Origin of the sequence: Petrotoga miotherma DSM 10691 (assembly GCF_002895605.1) — a bacterium.
GTDB classification, from domain to species: domain Bacteria; phylum Thermotogota; class Thermotogae; order Petrotogales; family Petrotogaceae; genus Petrotoga; species Petrotoga miotherma.
The window spans coordinates 35,160-55,512 of the sequence record NZ_AZRM01000025.1; the positions used below are offsets into that span (position 1 = coordinate 35,160).

At 35.6% G+C, this 20,353-nt stretch carries 15 protein-coding genes; 5 read left to right on the forward strand and 10 right to left on the reverse strand.

The window, feature by feature from the left end; translation table 11 throughout:
* Positions 1 to 272 precede the first annotated feature (272 nt).
* From glnA to X928_RS05085, 5 genes are all read left to right on the forward strand, one after another.
* Positions 273 to 1,598: a type I glutamate--ammonia ligase gene (gene glnA, locus X928_RS05065; protein ID WP_103078778.1), complete on the forward strand. Its 1,326-nt coding sequence runs from the start codon at positions 273 to 275 to the stop codon at positions 1,596 to 1,598.
* A 118-nt stretch (positions 1,599 to 1,716) separates the two neighbouring features.
* Positions 1,717 to 6,297 (forward strand): glutamate synthase large subunit, encoded by a 4,581-nt coding sequence (gltB, locus tag X928_RS05070; RefSeq protein WP_211286451.1) that lies wholly within the window; start codon positions 1,717 to 1,719, stop codon positions 6,295 to 6,297.
* A gap of 30 nt (positions 6,298 to 6,327) precedes the next feature.
* Complete coding sequence (locus X928_RS05075; protein ID WP_103078780.1) at positions 6,328 to 7,848, forward strand: glutamate synthase subunit beta; 1,521 nt, start codon at positions 6,328 to 6,330, stop codon at positions 7,846 to 7,848.
* Positions 7,849 to 7,985: 137 nt separating this feature from the next.
* On the forward strand, positions 7,986 to 9,311 hold the full coding sequence (locus tag X928_RS05080; protein WP_103078781.1) for an ammonium transporter: 1,326 nt from the start codon (positions 7,986 to 7,988) through the stop codon (positions 9,309 to 9,311).
* A gap of 1 nt (position 9,312) precedes the next feature.
* Complete coding sequence (locus X928_RS05085; protein ID WP_103078782.1) at positions 9,313 to 9,648, forward strand: P-II family nitrogen regulator; 336 nt, start codon at positions 9,313 to 9,315, stop codon at positions 9,646 to 9,648.
* Positions 9,649 to 9,710: 62 nt separating this feature from the next.
* Here X928_RS05085 and X928_RS05090 read toward each other — a convergent pair whose 3' ends face one another.
* The 10 genes from X928_RS05090 to X928_RS05135 all read right to left on the reverse strand — a co-directional run bounded on the left by X928_RS05090 (position 9,711) and on the right by X928_RS05135 (position 20,313).
* A complete protein-coding gene (locus X928_RS05090; protein WP_103078783.1) occupies positions 9,711 to 10,487 on the reverse strand; it encodes an inositol monophosphatase family protein in 777 nt (258 codons plus the stop codon).
* A 70-nt stretch (positions 10,488 to 10,557) separates the two neighbouring features.
* On the reverse strand, positions 10,558 to 12,168 hold the full coding sequence (locus X928_RS05095; protein WP_103078784.1) for an alpha-amylase family glycosyl hydrolase: 1,611 nt from the start codon (positions 12,166 to 12,168) through the stop codon (positions 10,558 to 10,560).
* Positions 12,169 to 12,185: 17 nt separating this feature from the next.
* Positions 12,186 to 13,259, reverse strand: coding sequence for a glucose-1-phosphate thymidylyltransferase (locus X928_RS05100; protein WP_103076632.1), 1,074 nt, complete (start codon positions 13,257 to 13,259; stop codon positions 12,186 to 12,188).
* Positions 13,256 to 15,151 (reverse strand): polysaccharide biosynthesis protein, encoded by a 1,896-nt coding sequence (locus X928_RS05105; RefSeq protein WP_103078785.1) that lies wholly within the window; start codon positions 15,149 to 15,151, stop codon positions 13,256 to 13,258. The genes X928_RS05100 and X928_RS05105 overlap by 4 nt, the downstream gene beginning before the upstream one ends.
* The gene (locus X928_RS05110) at positions 15,135 to 16,388 is read right to left on the reverse strand and encodes a DegT/DnrJ/EryC1/StrS family aminotransferase (RefSeq protein ID WP_103078786.1); all 1,254 of its coding nucleotides are present in this window, start codon (positions 16,386 to 16,388) and stop codon (positions 15,135 to 15,137) included. Before X928_RS05110 ends, X928_RS05105 begins: the two co-directional genes overlap by 17 nt.
* A gap of 109 nt (positions 16,389 to 16,497) precedes the next feature.
* The gene (locus X928_RS05115; protein ID WP_103078787.1) at positions 16,498 to 17,352 is read right to left on the reverse strand and encodes a hypothetical protein; all 855 of its coding nucleotides are present in this window, start codon (positions 17,350 to 17,352) and stop codon (positions 16,498 to 16,500) included.
* A gap of 26 nt (positions 17,353 to 17,378) precedes the next feature.
* The gene (hisS, locus tag X928_RS05120; RefSeq protein ID WP_103078788.1) at positions 17,379 to 18,644 is read right to left on the reverse strand and encodes a histidine--tRNA ligase; all 1,266 of its coding nucleotides are present in this window, start codon (positions 18,642 to 18,644) and stop codon (positions 17,379 to 17,381) included.
* A gap of 324 nt (positions 18,645 to 18,968) precedes the next feature.
* Positions 18,969 to 19,340 carry a S1 RNA-binding domain-containing protein gene (locus X928_RS05125; protein ID WP_103078789.1) on the reverse strand — a complete coding sequence of 124 codons (372 nt, stop codon included), beginning with the start codon at positions 19,338 to 19,340 and terminating at the stop codon, positions 18,969 to 18,971.
* 244 nt (positions 19,341 to 19,584) lie between these two features.
* Entirely contained in the window at positions 19,585 to 19,800 is a 216-nt protein-coding gene (rpmE, locus tag X928_RS05130; RefSeq protein ID WP_103076638.1) for a 50S ribosomal protein L31, read from the reverse strand.
* Positions 19,801 to 19,884: 84 nt separating this feature from the next.
* Positions 19,885 to 20,313 carry a hypothetical protein gene (locus tag X928_RS05135; RefSeq protein WP_103078790.1) on the reverse strand — a complete coding sequence of 143 codons (429 nt, stop codon included), beginning with the start codon at positions 20,311 to 20,313 and terminating at the stop codon, positions 19,885 to 19,887.
* Positions 20,314 to 20,353 lie beyond the last annotated feature (40 nt).

Genomic DNA, 20,353 nt, shown 5'->3' on the forward strand with positions numbered 1-20,353 from the left:
AATAATTAGAAATAATGAAACAATTTTCAATTTAAACTAATTTTTGAAAATAATATCTTAACGAATTTATTTTTAGACATTTTAGAAATAAAATGATCATAGACTGCGGTTAAAAGGAGAGAGAGCATCTATCCTTAGAGGATGAAGAGCAGTTTAAGGAATAAAAATTCTTTTATACTTAGAAGGTGGGGAGCGAGGTGAAGGGGCGCTAAATCAAGTTTTTGAGTTACTAATGACAGTAAAAATTCTATTTTATTGGGAGGGAAAAATTTATGACAAAAGAGGAACTATTGGAACAGATAGAAAGTCAAGGTATAAAGTATATTAGACTTCAAATTACAGATATCAACGGTGCCTTGAAAAACGTTGAAATTCCATCTACAGAGTTAGAATCTTCTTTGACTAACGGGACTATGTTTGATGGTTCATCAATTGAGGGTCTAGTAAGAATCAACGAATCAGATATGTTACTTAAACCTGACATAGACACATTTACAGTTTTACCATGGACAGTTGAAAGAGAAAAAGTGGGTAGGTTTATTTGTGACATTCACACTTCTGATGGTAAACATTTCCCAGGGGACCCAAGATATGTGTTGAAGAAAGTCATGAATGAAATGAAAGAGTACGGTTATACCCCATATGCCGGTCCAGAACCAGAATTTTTTATTCTCCCAAGGGATGAGAAGACGAGGCAGCCAGTATTATCTCCTCTTGATAAGGGAGGCTATTTTGATTTACTTCCCATAGATTTAGGGGAAAGGGTCAGAAAGAACATGGTGGAAACTCTACAAAGTATGGGTATTCGAGTGGAGGCTGCTCACCACGAAGTAGCGAATTCCCAACATGAGATTGATTTCAGGTACGACAACGCCCTAAAAACGGCTGACAATATTCAAACTTTTAAATTGGTTGTAAGGACGATAGCCCTATTGAACGGACTATGGGCAACATTTATGCCTAAACCATTTTTTGGTATGAATGGTTCAGGGATGCATACCCACTTGAGTATCTTTAAAGACGGAAAGAATATCTTTTACGATCCTAACGGTACTTATCAGTTAAGTAATGAGCTTAGATGGTTTATTGGAGGAGTTTTTAAACATATTGATACGATAACCGTTTTGGCAAATCCTACGATAAACTCATATAAAAGGTTAGTCCCTGGTTACGAAGCTCCTGTTAACATCGCATGGTCTGTATCAAACAGAAGTGCTTTAGTGAGGATACCGATGTCGAGAGGTGAAGGAACTAGGTTAGAACTGAGATCTCCAGATCCAACAGCAAATCCTTATTTACTGTTAGCAAGTGTATTTTCAGCTGGTTTAGAAGGTATAAAAAACAAGATTGAACCTCCTCAACCTGTTGATGGAAATATTTACGAAATGGACCACAGAGAAAAGAACGAAAAAAATATTAGATATTTACCTGGTTCACTCCAAGAATCCTTGGAAGCCTTGAAAAAGGATGAACTTATGAAAGATGTTTTGGGAAAACATATATTTGAAAAATTTGTAGAATTAAAAGAAAAGGAGATTGAAGAGTATAAGATAGCGGTAACTGATTGGGAGATTAGTAGGTACATAAACCAATTTTGATAAACCTTTAACACCTATTATTATTATCTTTTTTTGTGCATAAAACCGGGGTTCCAAAAAGTAGTATACAGAAACACACTGTATTGGGGCAGTCTCCAATATAGGAGGGAGGGTTAAAATGAATAAAGGACTTTACGATCCAAAATTTGAGCATGATGCTTGTGGTGTTGGATTAGTTGCAAGTACAAAAGGAGTAAAGTCACATGAAATAGTTGACAAATCGTTGACTGTTTTAAAGAATATGGCTCATCGTGGTGCACGAGGCAGAGGAGAAAATGATGGGGACGGAGCAGGGGTACTGCTGCAGATTCCTCATGATTTTTTAATAAAAGAATCAAAACACTTAGGATTCACTCTTCCAAATGAAAGTGAATATGCCGTGGGTATGATTTTCTGCCCGCGTGATAAAACTCTTACAAATATCTTCAAACAGCAATTTGAAAAAATAGCCACCAATCAAGGCCAAAAGGTGATAGGTTGGAGAGATGTACCTATCAATGAAGCATTTGTTGGCCCAACTGCATTAAAAAGTATGCCATCTTTTCTCCAAGTTTTTATCGTTAAGAATCCTACCTTGAAATCTGGAATAGAATTTGAAAGAAAATTATATCTAATTAGGAAAAAAAGTGAAAAGGAGATAAAAATACCGCACATAGATCCAAATAAGGCCTTTTATATAGCCAGTTTATCTTCTAAAACAATTATCTATAAAGGGATGTTAACGGCGGAACAATTAAAGTACTTTTTCTCAGATTTGACTGATCCTCTTTTCAAATCAGCATTTTCTATTGTACACTCCAGATTCAGTACGAACACATTTCCCAGTTGGGAAAGGGCCCATCCTTATAGGTATATGGTTCACAACGGAGAGATAAACACTATAATTGGTAACGTTAATTGGATGAGGGCAAGGCAATCCAAGGTAAGCACTGATATCTTTGGAGAAAACATCAACGATATTTTTCCTATAATCGATGAGGATGGTAGTGATTCAGCAATGTTTGACAACAATTTAGAATTCCTTTATTTATCTGGTAGATCGTTACCACATTCGATAATGATGATGATGCCAGAACCTTGGGAAAACAATCAAACAATGGATGCAGAAAAGAAAGCTTTTTATGAATATCATAGTTGTTTGATGGAACCTTGGGATGGTCCCGCGGCGATTATTTTTACCGATGGCTTAAAGGTAGGAGCAACACTGGACAGAAACGGATTGAGACCATTAAGATACTACATAACGGATGATGAATTGATACTTGCTTCAGAGGCTGGGGTCCTTGAAATACCTCCTCAAAAGATTTTAAGGAAGGGAAGGATCACCTCAGGGAACATGTTGTTGTTGGATATTGAGAGTGGTCGAATACTAAATGACGAAGAGATAAAACGACCGATAATTTCAGAAAAGCCCTATTTCTCGTGGGTAAAAGAGAACATTGTGAATCTAGAAGACCTTCCTGAGCATTCAAAAAAGGGAAATATGGAAATCGATGTGGTACCTTTAACTACAAAACAAAAATGTTTCGGATACACATTTGAAGATATTGAGATGATCATAGAACCTATGGTTATAGGTGCTTCTGACCCCGTTGGGGCTATGGGGGATGACACACCTTTGGCCGTTTTATCTGAACGTCCAAAGTTGTTGTATGAATATTTTAAACAGCTTTTCGCTCAAGTAACCAATCCTCCTATAGATGCGATAAGAGAAAAAATTATCACCTCTACCCATCTTTACATAGGTTCTGAAGGTAATCTTATTGATCCATCATCCATCAATTGTAGGCAAATTAAGATCAAAAACCCTATTCTCACCAACGATGAAATGGAAAAGATAAAAAATCTTGACTTAGAAGGTTTTAAAGCGATCACCTTACCCATCTTATACAAGGTAAAAGATGGAGAAGAAGGATTAAAAAAGGCGATTACAAACCTCTTTCAAAAAGCAGATTCTGCCATAAACGATGGTGCTAACATATTGATATTGACAGATAAAGGAGTTAACCAAAATCATGCACCAATTCCAGCTTTATTGGCGGTATCGGGTCTTCATCATCATTTGGTTAGAAAAGAAAATAGAACAGAGATTGGAATAATTTTGGAATCTGCAGAACCAAGAGAAGTACACCATTTTTGTACACTCCTAAGTTATGGAGCTTCTGCTATCAATCCATATCTCACCTATGAAAGTATTGAAAATTTAGTTAACAAAGGTTACATTAAAGGTTTGAAATATGAAGAAGCCGTTAAAAGGTATAAAGATGCATCTTTGAAAGGTATTCAAAAAGTGTTATCAAAGCTTGGGATATCAACCCTCCAAGGTTATCAAGGGGCTCAAACCTTCGAAATAGTAGGAATAAAAAAGTCTATCGTAGAGCAATTTTTTACAGGAACCACTTCACAAGTAGAAGGGATAGGCTTAAAAGAAATAGCTCAAGAAGTTTCTAAACGTCATTCGAGTGCATTTAATCAGGTTAATAGAGGATCGTTACTTGATTCAGAAGGTCTTATGAAATGGAGGGCAAAAGGTGAGTATCACTTGTACAACCCTAAATCCATTTATTATTTACAAAATGCTGTTAAAAACAACGATTATGAACTTTTCAAAAAGTTTTCACAATCTATAGTCGATGAAGACGCAAAATTATACAGTTTGAGAAGTCTTTTTGAGTTCAATTTCGATAAAACTAAAGCAATTCCCCTTGACGAAGTAGAACCTGTCGAATCGATTGTTAAAAGGTTCAAAACAGGAGCTATGTCTTTTGGTTCAATAAGCCAAGAAGCCCACGAAACTATAGCAATAGCTATGAATCGAATAGGTGCAAAGAGTAATACAGGTGAAGGAGGGGAGGATTCAAACCGTTTTGCAAAAGAACAAAATAGGGATTCAAAGAATAGCTCAATAAAGCAGGTGGCTTCTGGAAGATTCGGAGTTACAATCAACTACTTAAACAACGCTCAAGAGATCCAAATAAAGGTAGCCCAAGGTGCAAAACCTGGAGAAGGAGGAGAACTACCTGGGAATAAGGTCTATCCATGGGTAGCAAAGGTAAGGAACTCTATTCCAGGAGTTACTCTCATTTCACCTCCTCCACATCACGATATCTACTCGATAGAAGATTTAGCAGAATTGATATACGACCTAAAAAACGCCAATAGAAACGCTCGAATAAACGTAAAATTGGTTTCAAAATCTGGTGTAGGAACCATAGCAGCGGGTGTAGCAAAAGCTGGAGCGGATGTAATATTGATAAGCGGTTTTGATGGTGGTACCGGAGCTTCACCACGTACTAGTATAAGGCATGCGGGTTTGCCATGGGAATTAGGATTAGCTGAAACTCATCAGACCTTGGTGTTGAACAAGTTGAGAGACAGGGTCACTTTGGAAACGGATGGTAAGTTGCTAACTGGAAAAGACATAGTGATTGCAGCACTTTTAGGCGCAGAAGAGTTTGGATTTGCCACAATTGTGTTAGTTGCCTTAGGTTGTGTCATGATGAGAGTTTGCAATTTGGATACATGTCCTGTGGGAATTGCGACACAAAACCCTGTACTGAGAAAAAATTTCAAAGGTGATCCTCAATACATTGTCAACCTCATGTCCTTTCTCGCATCTGAAGTAAGGGAATATATGGCCAACTTAGGATTCAGAACGTTTAGTGAAATGGTGGGACGTGTTGATAAATTAAGACAAAAAGAAATAAAAAGTCATTGGAAAGCACATAGTATTGATCTTTCAAAATTATTATACAAACCAGAAATAAAAGATTACTCATTCAGCCAATATCCTAAACCAATAAATAACGGATTATCAGATATCTTGGATATAACCAAATTACTTCCCATTTGCCAGAATGCATTAGAAAATGGTGAAAAGATTGAGGCCACTTTAGCTATAAAAAATGTGAATAGAACCGTTGGAACAATTTTGGGAAGCGAAATAATTAAAAGGTATGGTGAGGAAGGTCTGCCTGAAGATACAATAAAAATACATTTCAAAGGATCAGCTGGCCAAAGTTTTGGAGCCTTCATCCCCAAGGGGGAAACGTTGATATTAGAAGGCGATTCAAACGATTACATAGCAAAAGGTTTATCGGGTGGAAAAATTATAGTATACCCCCCGAAGGATTCTCGATTCTATAATGAAGAAAATGTAATTGTTGGTAACGTTGCATTGTATGGAGCAACAAGCGGTGAAACATACATCAGTGGTTTAGCGGGTGAACGCTTCGCAGTCAGAAACAGTGGGTCTACTGCTGTGGTTGAAGGTGTTGGCGAACATGGCTGTGAATATATGACTGGTGGAAAGGTTGTTATACTTGGTAAAACGGGTAGAAACTTTGCCGCAGGTATGTCAGGTGGAATAGCTTACGTATATGACAAAGACAATAGCTTTGAATCGAAATGTAACAAAGACACTGTTTTGTTGGAAAAAGTTGAAGATGAGAATGAAAAGAACGAAATAAAAGAGTTGATAAAAAAACATTATAAGTACACGAGTAGTAATGTGGCTAAAAACATTTTGAACAACTGGGGGAAAACTAAGGAAAGATTCGTTAAGGTTATACCAAAAGATTACAAAAGAATGATGGATGTTGTAAATAGGATGCATATTGAAGGAATTACTGGCGAAGAAGCTCTTATGAAGGCATTTGAAGAGAATTACAAGCAACAATCTTTGGTTCAAACGCATTGAACATTAGAAATTTGTAAAGGAGGTCACTATATGGGCGACCCACAAGGATTTCTAAAGTACGAAAGAAAAAACCCTGAAGAAAGACCCCCAAAAATGAGAATAAATGATTGGGAAGAATTATATATAGAAATGGAAAAAGACGAACTCCGAATACAAGCAGCAAGATGTATGAACTGTGGCACGCCGTTTTGTCACTCTGGTATATTGATAAATAATATGGTTTCAGGGTGCCCCTTGAATAATTTGATTCCAGAATGGAACGATTTAGCCTATAGAAACCTTTGGAGAGAAGCTTATGAAAGGTTGATCGAAACAAACAGTTTCCCGGAGTTCACAGGCAGGGTCTGTCCGGCTCCTTGCGAAAAAGCTTGTGTAAACAATTTGGTAAAGGATCCAGTTTCCATTAAAAGTATTGAATATTATATCATAGAAGAAGCATTCAAAAATGGTTGGGTAGAAGAGGATAAACCATCTTACTCTACTGGTAAAAAGGTAGCTGTTGTAGGTTCTGGACCGGCAGGGTTGTCGTGTGCTTGGGAGTTAAACAGATATGGTCATGAAGTTACCGTTTTTGAAAAGAACGAATACCCAGGGGGCTTATTAACTTACGGCATACCAAATATGAAATTGGACAAAAAGATTGTAAAAAGGCGTATAGAATTGATGGGAAAATCAGGTATACAATTCAAGACTAATGTGAACGTTGGTAAAGATTACCCAGTTCAAAAGCTAAAAGAAGAATTTGATGCCGTTGTATTATGTGGAGGTACCGCTAAAGCGAGGGATCTAAATGTGGAAGGAAGAAACCTAAAAGGGATATACTTTGCCACAGAATTTTTGAAGAGTGCGAACGAGAGAATACTGTCTCGACTTTTAAAAAGTGAAAAAGATATTGAGGAGATCTCTGCCAAGGGTAAAAATGTTATCGTAATCGGAGGAGGCGATACAGGAACGGATTGTGTGGGAGTTAGTTTAAGGCAGGGTTGTAAAAGTGTGGTACAGTTTGAAATTATGGACAAACCTCCACTTTTAAGGAGGCAAAACAATCCTTGGCCAGAATGGCCCAAGGTTTTAACTGTTGATTATGCTCAGGAGGAATATGCCGAACAATTCGGTAAAGATCCAAGATTGTACAATATTTCAACTAGAAGATTTGTTGGAGATACAAAAGGCAAAGTTAAAGAGGTTCATACCGTTGAAGTAGAATGGGAACATGATAAAACAGGGAAATTGTTTCTAAGAGAAATAGATGGAACAGAAAAGGTATGGAAGGCAGATTTAGTTCTGTTAGCCTTGGGATTCTTAGGCCCTGAAAACTATTTAATTGAGCAATTAAATGTAGAAACAAATAAAAGATCAAACGTTAAAACCGGAGAAGGAAAATATTCGACGAATGTGGAAGGGATTTTTTCAGCTGGAGATATGAGAAGGGGACAAAGTTTGGTAGTATGGGCAATAAATGAAGGAAAACAAGCGGCTAAAGAGTGTAATGAATACTTAATTTCTTCCAATAATAACAATAATAAACAGCGTCGGCTCAAAACGCTGTAGTATTGTTGTTATAAAGCCGACGCAGAAAAATTAATGCGTCGGTTTTTTTATTTTGGTAATAGGGAGGTGAAAAAAGTCTAGGTTAAGCACCATATTCTGGGGTTTGTAAAAAATCAAAAAAGGAGTGTGAGGGTATTATGAAGAGAGCTTGGAAGAGTTTGTTGATGTTGTCGGTTGCCTTTATTGTTCCAACCGCCTTACTCGCAGATAGTATTACTATGGAGGAAGTGGTACGCTCCATTGATACTATGTGGACTTTACTCGCAGCGTTTTTAGTGTTTTTTATGCAAGCTGGATTTGCGCTCGTGGAAGCAGGGTTTACAAGATCAAAGAATACGGTAAACATCATTATGAAAAATTTTACTGATTTTTTGGTCGGCTCAATACTTTACTGGATAGTAGGATTTACAATTATGTTCGGAGTTGGAAATGGTTTCATAGGTTGGCAAGGAAGTTTTGAATATCTGGGGTTAAACATTCCGCTTAACGCTTTTTTAATATTCCAGACGGTATTTGCTGCAACCGCTGCAACTATTGTATCCGGAGCGATGGCGGAAAGAACTAAATTCACTGGCTATCTGATCTACAGTGTTTTCATCAGTGCATTTATATATCCCATAGTTGGTCATTGGATATGGGGTGGAGGTTGGTTATCAGATATGGTCGATTTTGCAGGTTCCACAGTTGTCCATTCTGTAGGCGGCTGGGCAGCACTGATGGGAACAATGGTTTTAGGACCAAGAACCGGTAAATACAGATCAGATGGAACGCCAAACAAGATACCAGGACATAGCTTAGTTTTAGCTGCTTTGGGTGTTTTCATCCTATGGTTTGGATGGTTTGGTTTTAACCCAGGAAGTACCATTTCGGGTTTAAATCTCAAAATCGGTGATATAGCAATGACCACAAATTTAGCTGCCTCGGCAGGAGGATTAGGAGCATTGACGATAGGTTGGTTTATCTACAAAAAACCGGATGTCAACTCTACCCTAAATGGTGTTTTAGCTGGATTAGTGGGGATCACTGCCGGTTGTGCCAGCGTTACAAACGTTGGAGCTGCAATAATAGGAGCTTTATCCGGTAGTTTAGTTGTTTTAGCTATAGAATTTTTTGACAAAATACATATTGATGATCCAGTTGGAGCAATCTCTGTGCACGGGGTTGGTGGAGTATTCGGTACATTAATGGTTGGAATATTCGCTGTGGACGGTGGATTGCTCTACGGTGGAGGAGTAAACCTGTTTTTAACCCAGCTTAAAGGGGTGTTAGCTGTTGCAGGTTGGACCCTTGCAACTACTTACATTCTTTTTAAAAGTGTCGATTTAACAATAGGTTTGAGGATTGATTCTACTAGTGAAATAGAGGGCTTAGATTTTGTAGAACATGGATCTGTCAGTTATCCTGATTTAACTCCGCTTAAAGGGCGAAGCGTGAGAGTAAAAATTGATGAGGAGGGTGAATAATATGGGATACAAAAAAATTGAATGCTTTATTAGGCCAGAAAAATTTGAGGAAGTTATTGTAGGATTAGAAAAAGTAGGTATCGAGGGCATTAATGTTGATAAGATCTATGGATATGGTAGTCAAAAAGGTGAGGAAAAAGAGGTAGAAAAATACAAACAAAAAAAAGAATATGAAGTAAAATTCAAGGAAAAGATCAAGTTAGAAATAGTTACCGAAGAAAGTAAAGTTGAAAAAATTATAGAAACTATAAAAACACATGCACAAACAGGTAAGATAGGTGATGGAAAGATTTATATTACACCGGTAGAAGAAAGTATAAAAATACGAACCACTTAAATAAAAATGCGCCCAAAGGGCGCATTTGTTTCGTTGGTGGAATCAATACGAATTATTATCCTTCATTGAAATTTTTGAATATTTTTTAAATTATTTATCAAATCTTGAATAATGTAAGGATTGCAGTAAAGAGCATCCGCCTGGAAAATATTTACATTTTTTCCATTGATATCTACAATTTCCCCGCCAGCTTCCTCTAATATTAAATGACCTGCTGCTACATCCCATGGATGAGATCTTATAGATATGAAAGCATCCAAAAAACCCGATGCCACATAAGCGATCTGCAAGGCAGCGGTACCAAACAATCTAATCCTCATAACTTTTTCTTCCAACGCTTTGAAATATTTGTATGTATTCCCTCTCTCATTTCCAAGAGAAATCATAGCATCTTCAAAATTTTTTGCCCAGTTTGGTTTCAATCTTTCATCGTTTAAATAAGCGCCATTGTTTTTTGTGGCAGAGTAAAAAAGGTTCATAAAAGGTGAATAGATGATACCTATCGTTGGTTCTTTGTTTTCAACATATGCTACTGAGATACAATGTTCTGGCAAACCCCTTGAAAAATTTACCGTACCGTCTATAGGGTCTATAACCCAATATTCGTTTTTATCAGGAGTTTGGGTTAGTCCTGATTCTTCTGCTAAAAATAATGAATTTGGGAAACTTTTATTTATCTCTTCTATTAGGTATTCCTGTATTTGGTAATCTACATCGGTTACAAGATCGGTTCGAGATTTTTTTGAATTAACATGGAAATTCTCGGTGCTCCACACTTTTAATTTTTCTCCCGCATCATAAACTATTCTTTTTATTTCAATGAAATCATTTTTTGTCAATTAATTTTCCTCCTAAAAGAGTTTTGAGTATCTTTAGAAACTTTGTATATAGCGCCCCTTCGGGGCGCTTTTAACTTATTTTCCACACATATTCATAAGGTTGCAAAGTGATATTATCTAATGATTTGCTTTCAGCGGTCAAGTTGTTATAAATAACAATACTTTTATTTGCTTTTTTTCTTGTAACTTTAAATACCCCGTCGATATTTTCGTAGATTGGTTTTTCTGAAAATAGATCTTCGTTTTCCTTCTTCAAATCAAGCATCTTTTTTATTCCATGAAAAATCTTATAACTATAACTATCACTGTTAGCGATGTTTAGAGCCTCTTTTCTTTTCTCTTCGTCGAAAGGTCCCCTGTTGAAAAATCTTGAATCTTTGTAGCCTATTTTTTCGGTCATTTTTTTATAGAATTCCTCGTCGTTCTCCATCCCTATTTCATCACCATAATAATTTATTGGTGTTCCGTCCAAAGAAAACAAAATTGAATAAGCTAAAAGCACTTTTTTATAATCCTTACCCATTTGGTTGTACAATCTTCCCGCGATCCCTTCTCCTTCTCTGAAGTTCCATCTTTCATCTAGAAGATAATATTTCAATATCTTCGCTCTTTCTTCTGGGTCAACGAATTCTAAGGTTAATTCGTCGTGGCATCTTAGAAAAACGAACCATTGGCAATCTTCTGGAATAGGCGGGGTAACTCTTTCAGAAAGAGTATTTATTATATAATTTGGTGCCCCTTCAGCAATAGACAAGAAAATTTTTGGCATAACGGGGAAATGGTATGCAACCTGGCATTCGTCAGCATTACCAAAATACGCAACGACGTCTTTAGGAGGTTGATTAGCTTCTGCTATCAATGCGGTTCCTTCTTTTAGGTAATCTAAAGCTGCCCTGAATATTTTTAAAATCCAGTGAGTTTGAATTAAATTTTCACAGCTAGTACCTTCTTCTTTCCACAAAAATGGTGCTGCATCCATTCGAAAACCATCTACACCGTGTTCTTTCCAGAAGGTAAAAACTTTTATCATCTCTATCAAAACATCAGGATTTTTGTAATTTAAGTCCGGCTGTATTTCGTAAAATCTATGAAAGTAATAGTCTTTCGTTTCAGGGTTGTAGGTCCAGTTGCTGTTTACCATCCCTTTAAAAAGCAGTCGGGCCTGGGAGTATTTTTTATCGGTGTCACTCCATATGTAATAATCCCTATACTTAGAATCTTTTGATTTTTTTGCCTCTTGAAACCATGGATGTTCATCAGAAGTATGGTTTATTGCAACATCAAAAAGGATCTTTATACCTTTTTCGTGGGCAAGGTTGATGAATTCAAAAAAACTTTCGTTACCACCCAATTCATCTCGAACTTTGTAAAAATCTGAAATATCGAATCCTTGGTCTTTCATTGGGGACTGTAAAATAGGAAGAAGCCATAAGATAGTTACACCTAAATTACTCAAATAATCTAATTTTTCTTTCATTTTGTCAAAATCACCGGCGAAAAGATCAACATAAGTTGAATAGACCAAACCTTTCTTGTACCAAAATTTATCTTTTGGCGTATATGTGAAAGAATCTTTTTTTGATTTTAAAAAGTCTAAGAGAATTTCCAATTTATAGTTATCAGAATACAGTTTGTTCCAAAGTTCGGTTATTACTTCTATTTTATTGTCTATTATTTTCACCCCCACATAATTAGCTATTATTTCGGTATTTGTATATTGCTATAATCGCCTATCACCAATTTTAGTGAATATGGTTTTCGTTCTGTAGAAAAAATCTTTGAATTTTCTCCAATAATAGATGATTCTATCCTTATATACACATTTGAAATATTTGCATAACTTAAAATTATACTGTTTTCAATCTCTGAAGAGTTTATGTATGCACTATCGCCAATACTTGTGTATGGCCCTATGTACGCATTACTTATTGTAACGTTTTCTCCAATTATTACAGGTCCTCTGATGATAGAATTCATTATCTTTGTATTTTTCCCGATGTGTACCATTCCTTGGACTGAAGAATCTGATCTTATTTCTCCTTCTATTTTTTGTTCTTTTAAGGTACTAAGAATTGTTCTATTCGCTTCGATTAAATCTTCAGGTTTTCCGGTATCTTTCCACCATCCCTCTACTATGTGAGCTCCAACGTTGTTTGAATTATCTATTAACCATTGAATGGCATCGGTTATTTCAAGTTCCCCTCTCCATGAAGGTTGAATGTTTTCAATTGCCTCAAAAACCTTTGGGGTGAATATGTAAACCCCAATTATTGCGAGATTTGATGGAGCATCTTTTGGTTTTTCGACAACTTTTGTCACTTTCGAATCTTCCATCACTGCTATTCCAAATTGTGAAGGGTTATCGACGGAAGTCAAGAGAATAAAAGATTCATAATTTCCTTGCTTAAACTGGTCTATAAAATTTTTAAGATCAAAATTTACAAGGTTATCCCCTAGATACATTATAAAGTCATCATTATCAAGGAATTCTTTTGAGACCTTTACCGCATGCGCCAAACCTTTTGGATGCTCTTGTATTATATATGATAATTTTATACCTAATTGACTTCCATCTCCTAAGACATTTTTAAAATCTTCTATATTTTCTGAATTTACTACCAAACCGATCTCTGTAACCCCTGCGTCTCTTATTTTTTCCAAGCTGTACATGATGGTTGGTTTGTTAGCTATTGGTATCAATGGTTTTGCGTTCGTGAAGGTTAGTGGTCGAAGTCTTGTTCCCTTTCCTGCACAGAGTATTAATGCTTTCATAGCTTTTTGCCTCCTTGTTTGATTGTTGTAGTTATTAGCGCCCCTTCGCTGATATTTGATATATTTGAATCTGGTATGTAATCTTTTATTATTTCAATAGCACTGTTGTAATCGTTGTTTTTTATCATAATATTTATTCGCCCTATCAATTCGTTTAGTTTCTCTTTATTTATTTCATTGTTGTTAGATTTTGAAATAAATATTCGTCTGTTTCTAGTTTTTTCGTAATCTTCATCTTCCAAGAATATTTCTTCATATAATTTCTCACCAGGCCTGATGCCTGTATAAACTATTTTTATATCTTGGTCAGGGATGTATCCGGAAAGTCTGATCAAATCCCTGGCTAATCGATCAATATTGACAGGCTCTCCCATTTCTAAAACAAATATTTCAGCCTTTTGAGCAAACTGTCCACATTGTAATACTAAAGAGACAGCCTCAGGAATGGTCATGAAATACCTTTTCATATTGGGATGTGTAACAGTAACGGGACCACCCTTTTGTATCTGTTCTTTGAAAATTGGAATTACACTCCCTCTACTTCCTAAAACGTTCCCGAACCTTACTATTCCATACTTTGTTTGATGAAAGTTAGACAATGTCTTTACTATAATTTCCCCAAGTCTCTTTGAAGCACCCATTATGGATGTTGGTTTGATGGCTTTGTCTGTGGAGATAAATACAAATCTTTCTACATTATATTCTCCTGAAAGTTTTGCTACGGTGTAAGTTCCAATTGTATTGACTCTGAAGGCCTCAGTTGGGTTTTTTTGCATGAGAGGTACATGTTTATGGGCAGCGGCATGAAAAACAACATCAAATTTATATTTTGAAAATAAATACCTCATTCTATTTTCATCTGATACATCCGCGATAATTTCTTCTATAAACGCATCTGAAAACTTGTCTCTCAGTTCATTTGATATTTCAAAAATACTGTTTTCACCTTTTCCAAGTAAAAAAAGAGCTTTGGGACCCATTGGTAAAACCTGTCTACATATTTCAGAACCTATGCTTCCCCCTGCTCCTGTAACCAGTATTTTTTTGCCTTTTATGTAATCTTTGATCTCTTTTAAATCAACGCTCACTTCCTTTCTACCCAGTAAATCGGAAATATCAACCTCTCGCAGAAAACCAAGCGATAGCTTGTTATCTAAAATTTCCAAGATTCCAGGCAAAGTTTTTAACCTAACCTTTGTTGTATCAACATAATCGATGATTTTTTTTATCTGATCTGATGAAGCACTGGGAATAGCTATTATAACCTCTTCAACGTTGTATTTTTCCACAAAATCCATAACTTGGTTTATTTTCCCCAATACAGGATAGCCTCGAATGTTTCTTCCTATCTTTTCTGGGTCATCATCCAAAAACCCTACAACTGATCCCTCTTCTGGATGCCTCTCGTATTCTCCCAATAATTCTGTTCCTGCATCGCCTGCTCCTATTATAAGGATATTTTTGATTCCGTTTAATCGCTTTTTATAATTTCGAGAATGCCTTGAAAACCAATATATCCTACTAGCTGAAACAAAGACTACTCCAACCACCGATGCGGTTGCTGCCACACTGAAAGGAAGAGTGAAAATATCGCTTATATATCTTCTTATAAACTCAAAAACAAAAAAGTTGATAAGAAAACCTATGAAACCACTGTTAAATACAGGTCTTAATTCGTTAAGAGTGGCAAATCTCCAAATATATCTATATATTCCAGAGTAATAAAAAACAATTACCATAATCAAAGGAAAGAAAAAGATGGGGGAGATGTACTTTCTCATCTCCACAAAGTCAAATTGAAACCTTATGAACATTGCAACAATGTAAGCAAGGAAAAACAAAATATAGTCAATTATCATCAATCTAAAAGATCTTTTAGACAAATGTTTCATCTTTTATCTCCCTTAAGCTATCTGTTATTATTCTATATACGTAATTCTGTTCTTCAAGACTGATGTTGGAGAAAAATGGGATCGCAAAAGTCAAAGTTGAGATAAGCTCCGTGACAGGGTAATCTCCTTCTTCATAGCCGAACTTTTTTCTATAAAAAGGTTGTAAGTGAACAGGGTAAAAGTAATTTTTGGATTCAACACCCTTTTCACTCAATTTTTTTAAGAAGGTTTGTAAGATATTTCTAATCTTATTTACCAATTCTTTCCATTCTTTTCGATTTTGTTCCCCTTCAATTTTGATAGGTAGATCAAAATTTCTAACCCATTTAGGTATATGAATTAACTCTGATACCCAATCTAAGTTCAATCTCAAAACGAATACAAACCAACTTTGAGAGGTAACTTCTTGAGGAATAATAGGTAAAATTATTCTTTCTTCACTTTTGAACAACTCAAAATAATTCATAGCCTTCTCTTTTCTTTTAGAACTTATTTCCTCTATTCGTTTCATTTGGGCAAAACCAAGTGCCGCAGACATTTCATCCATTCGATAATTGTATCCAAGCCTTTCACTAATTAACCACTCACCGCTTTTGCCTCTACCTTGGTTACACATAGACTTACATAACTCAAATATTTCTTCGTCATCAGTAACTATAACCCCACCTTCACCGGTGGTTATCTGTTTATTTGGATAAAAGGCGTATGTACCAGCTTTTCCAAAAGTTCCTAATTTACGCCCTTTATATTCTCCACCTAGGGCTTCGCAAGAATCTTCAATTATTTTTATTTTATCTGGAAGTATCTCAAGTATCTCATCCCATTCCAAGGGAACTCCAAAAATATCTACACCCATAAAGGTCGTAACGTCGTCTTTGTAATCTTTGTCTATGAACTCTTTTAAGTTTTTAACGGATAAGTTGTAAGTATGAGGATCTATATCAACAAAGACCGGTACTCCTTTCTCAAACAAAGCCACGTTAGCCGAAGAAATAAAAGTGAAAGGTGTTACGATCATTTTTTGATTTTGTTGAAAATCTAAGGCCCTTAAAATCAAATGTAAGGCTGATGTCCCGCTGTTTACAGCTAGAGCATATTTCGTACCAGTGTATTCTTTTATTATTTCTTGAAACTTTTCTAAATAAGGGCCCAAAGCAAGTCTTTCAGAATTCAAAACATCCATAATGGTTCGTTTCTCTAAGTCAGTAATATCTGCACCTGATAATGGGACAAACATAGTTGATATCGCCTCCACACATTAAGGGGGTTCCCCCTTAAGATCCTATAAAAATATTCTATAATTCTTTATATAGCGTCCCTTCGCCCCGCTGCCCACCCCACAAAGATTATAAAAATTGTTGGAGTTTTTTGTATTCTTCTTCTTTAATATAACCTTCTTCTAGTAACTTTTCTAATATCTCTTCGGCTTTCTTTTTGTCTGATATGGACGTAACATGAGAAAAAATAGTACTATATCTTTCTTCTTCCCCTACATTTTTAATTTGATTGATTATTTTTTCATAAGGGTCCTCTTGTGCAGGTTTCTCGGCTGCGCCATTTGTTGAAGTTTCGTTTTGTGTTTCTTTCTCATCTTTTTTGACCAGTTGAAGATACCTTCCCGTAGCGGTTCCATCCTCAAAATAATGTATTGTTGTTTCTCTTATTAAGAAAAACAAAAGAAACCATTGGTATACATCAAGGGTAATAATTCTCAATAACATGACGACGTTTCCCTCTCTCAATTTGATGAAACGATTTTTAACTATTTTATTGCTAATTTCGGATTCTTGAAGCTGCCATTGGTCTCTGTCAATCCTATTTATCATACTAGCATATGAGATCCAGCTTAATAGAAAACTTCCTAAAAATAAATAAATCTGCCAACTAGGTAGTGTGAAAGTTTGCATTTCTTCGAATGTTAAACTTCCTACTTGTTGTATCAAGTATAGATAAAAAACATTTAATACCAAAAAAGAAACAATGTACAAAACAAACCAAATTATGGGGCTCTTCTCTTTTATATCTGGAAAGGTCAAATTATTTGTTTCATAAACCTTTTTCATTCGTTCAATATGAAGATTTCTATTTCTGATCAAAACGTGATAAATAAAAAATAATAACGCCAATCCAACGAATTGTAGGACAGGTATGTATGACAAAACAAAGGTTATAAAAATAATAAAAGGTCTCAGCAAAATCATTCCATTTCCTCCAGTTAAAAAAGTCTTTATTCTTCTCTAAGCTTTTCCACAATGATTTCAGTTACCCAATTTCTTTCGATCTGGGTCTGTTCACCACTTTTCATATTCTTTATTGTGACAATATCTCTAGAAATTTCTTCCTCTCCTATTACAACCACATATTTAGCGTTTAATCGGTTGGCATGTTTAAATTGCCCCGATAAATTTCTTTTCGATATATTTAGATAAGTATTTATGCCTTTCTTTCTTAGTTCTTTTGATAAAGTAACAGCTGCCATTTCACCCTTTTCACCTTGAAAAGCTACGTAAACATCTATTTTACTTTCACTTTCAACCTCGACATTCTCTCTTTTTAATGCTTCTATTACTCTTTCAACCCCTATAGCGAAACCAACCCCAGGAGTTTTAGGACCCCCTAATTGTTCGACGAGATCGTCGTATCTACCACCACCTGCTATGACAGCTTGTTCACCCATATCAGAATGTTCTACCTCAAAAGCCGTTTTTGTGTAATAATCTAAACCTCTAACGATCTTTGGATCAACTTGAAAGGGTACATTGTAAGCCTTCAAATATTTTTGGAGATTGTTGAAATGTTCGCGACTTTCTTCGTCTAAATAATCTAAGATGGAAGGAGCGTTTTTTGCCGCTTCCACGTCGATTTTACAGTCCAACAACCTCATAATATTCGTGTTGAACCGTCTTTGACAATCTTCACATAGGTTGGGTAACAATGGTTGATAATACGTTTTCAATACTTCTTTGTATTTTTCCCTACTTTCAAAGGTACCTATGTTGTTGATTTTCACTTTAAAATTGCTTAATTTTAGCTTGTTGAAGAAATCGTAGACAAATGTGATTAATTCAGCATCAGCTAAAGGATGGTCTGTTCCAAAAATCTCCGCCCCTATTTGGTAAAACTCCCTATAACGTCCGGCTTGGGGTTTTTCATATCTGAACATGGGACCTATGTAAAATAATTTTTGAGGAGAACCAAACGTTATTAAAGAGTTTTCTATATAAGCTCTTGCTACCGAAGCGGTTCCTTCGGGTCTTAAAGTTAGTGACCTTCCTTTTTTATCATCAAAAGTGTACATTTCTTTTTGAACAATATCTGTTTCTTGGCCTATTCCTCTGCTAAAAAGTTCGGTTTTTTCAATTAATGGGGTTCTTATCTCTTTGTAGCCGTATATTTTGAAAAGTTTCTTTGCAGTATTTTCGATGTATTCCCAGTACTTAACTTCTTCGCCAAAAATGTCCTTAGTACCTTTTATTCTTGTATAAGTACTCAAATGCTAATCCTCCTTAGATCTTTATTATAGTACTTGTTTGTAGACACTTTAAAACTTATTTTAGCGCCACTTCACCGCGCTCCCAGACGTTAAGGGGTTAACCCCTTAAGAACCCCATAATCAAGTTCAAAGTCAAAATTATTTTAAAAACATCGTTTGCACACCGCAGCAAACGTTCCCCACTTTCTCAATTATTTTACCACAAAGTTTGTAACTTTAAAAAGCAAAGGTCTAAGTTTAGATTTTTTAAGACATAAAAAATAATTGAGAGGGAGAAAATCTCCCTCTCGGTTGTTATCCTATATATACATAACCTATAATTAATTATCTTCTTCGTGTATTCTTTTTCTTATCTAGGTGCTTTTTATACTCGGATATCTTCTTTTCGCTGTCTTTTAGATACTGGTTCAATCTTTTTTCAAAATTGTGTGATTTTCCCGTATCCTCTTTTTGCTCGTCATAATCCTTTAAAGACAGCTCATACTTTCCATCTTTTGTTCTTCCTATGACTTTTCCTTGAACTTCATCACCAATTTTTAAAAAATTGGATATCTCTCTTACATACTTTTTTGAAATCTTTGAAATGTGTACAAATCCTTCTTCACCATTTTCAAGTTCCAAAAAAGCACCAAACTTTTTGATATCGACTACTTTACCTTTCACAGAATCCCCTGTTGCTAAACTTTCATTTACCAAAATAATTACCTTGCCCTTTTTTCTTAATCACGAGAACCTTGCTAAGTCGTGATATCACCCTTCATAAAAGGATGGCCTGGGTCCAGGCGTTGGTTTTCACCTCCGAGATTTTTTGTTATGTTTCCAGCTGGATATTAGTAAAAATTTACCAATAGCAAGGACCAACTGGATAACGCTTTTCATCTCTTGATACTTTTATTCCTTAACTCTAATAAATCCCCCCCAACAAGAAAATTAGAGATTTTTAGTTTTCAAGAAAATCTTTGTATTTGTTCTTAAACTTCTGAACTCTACCTTCTGTATCCAATATTTGTGAACCTAATTCTCCTTTGTAGAAAGGATGACATTCAGAGCAGACATCTAATCTGAAATTGTCAACTGTTGAATACATAGTATGTTCAGCGCCACAGGCGCATTTTACGGTTATAAGCTTCATTTCTGGATGAATACCTTGTTTCACGTCTAACACTCCTTAATCTATATTTCTTGTCAACTTATTATATCATAAACTGATAATTATGTCAAATTAAAAGAAGAATGCACATTAAAAAGTATAAAATAAACCTAATCCTCCGCTTAAATCAAAGTTTGTTTCAGGGGTAACTTTAAAACCTGGTGCAATTTCTAAAAATGTGATCAATGGAGTTTCAGGAATAGCAAAATTCAAACCCAATGGGAAGCGTATTCCTAAATTTAAATCGTCTTTTACACCAAGATGAATACCTGCACCATAGCTAAAATCAATATCACCAAAAAGATTTGGAGAAACACCGTTAAAATCTGCCTGTATAGTGAAACTGTCGTGGGTAAAAGACCAGGCAGCCGTGATACCGGCGAAACTCGTTGAACTAGTATAACTCCTTATATACAAACCCGTTGGTTCACCAACTTTTACACCTAACCCTAAAGGAGCCGAAAAAACAACCGCAGTTAAAACTATTAAAGCGAATAAAGAAACCACTATCTTTTTCATACCGATCCCTCCTAATGTTTGATTTTTTTGAAAATGAAAA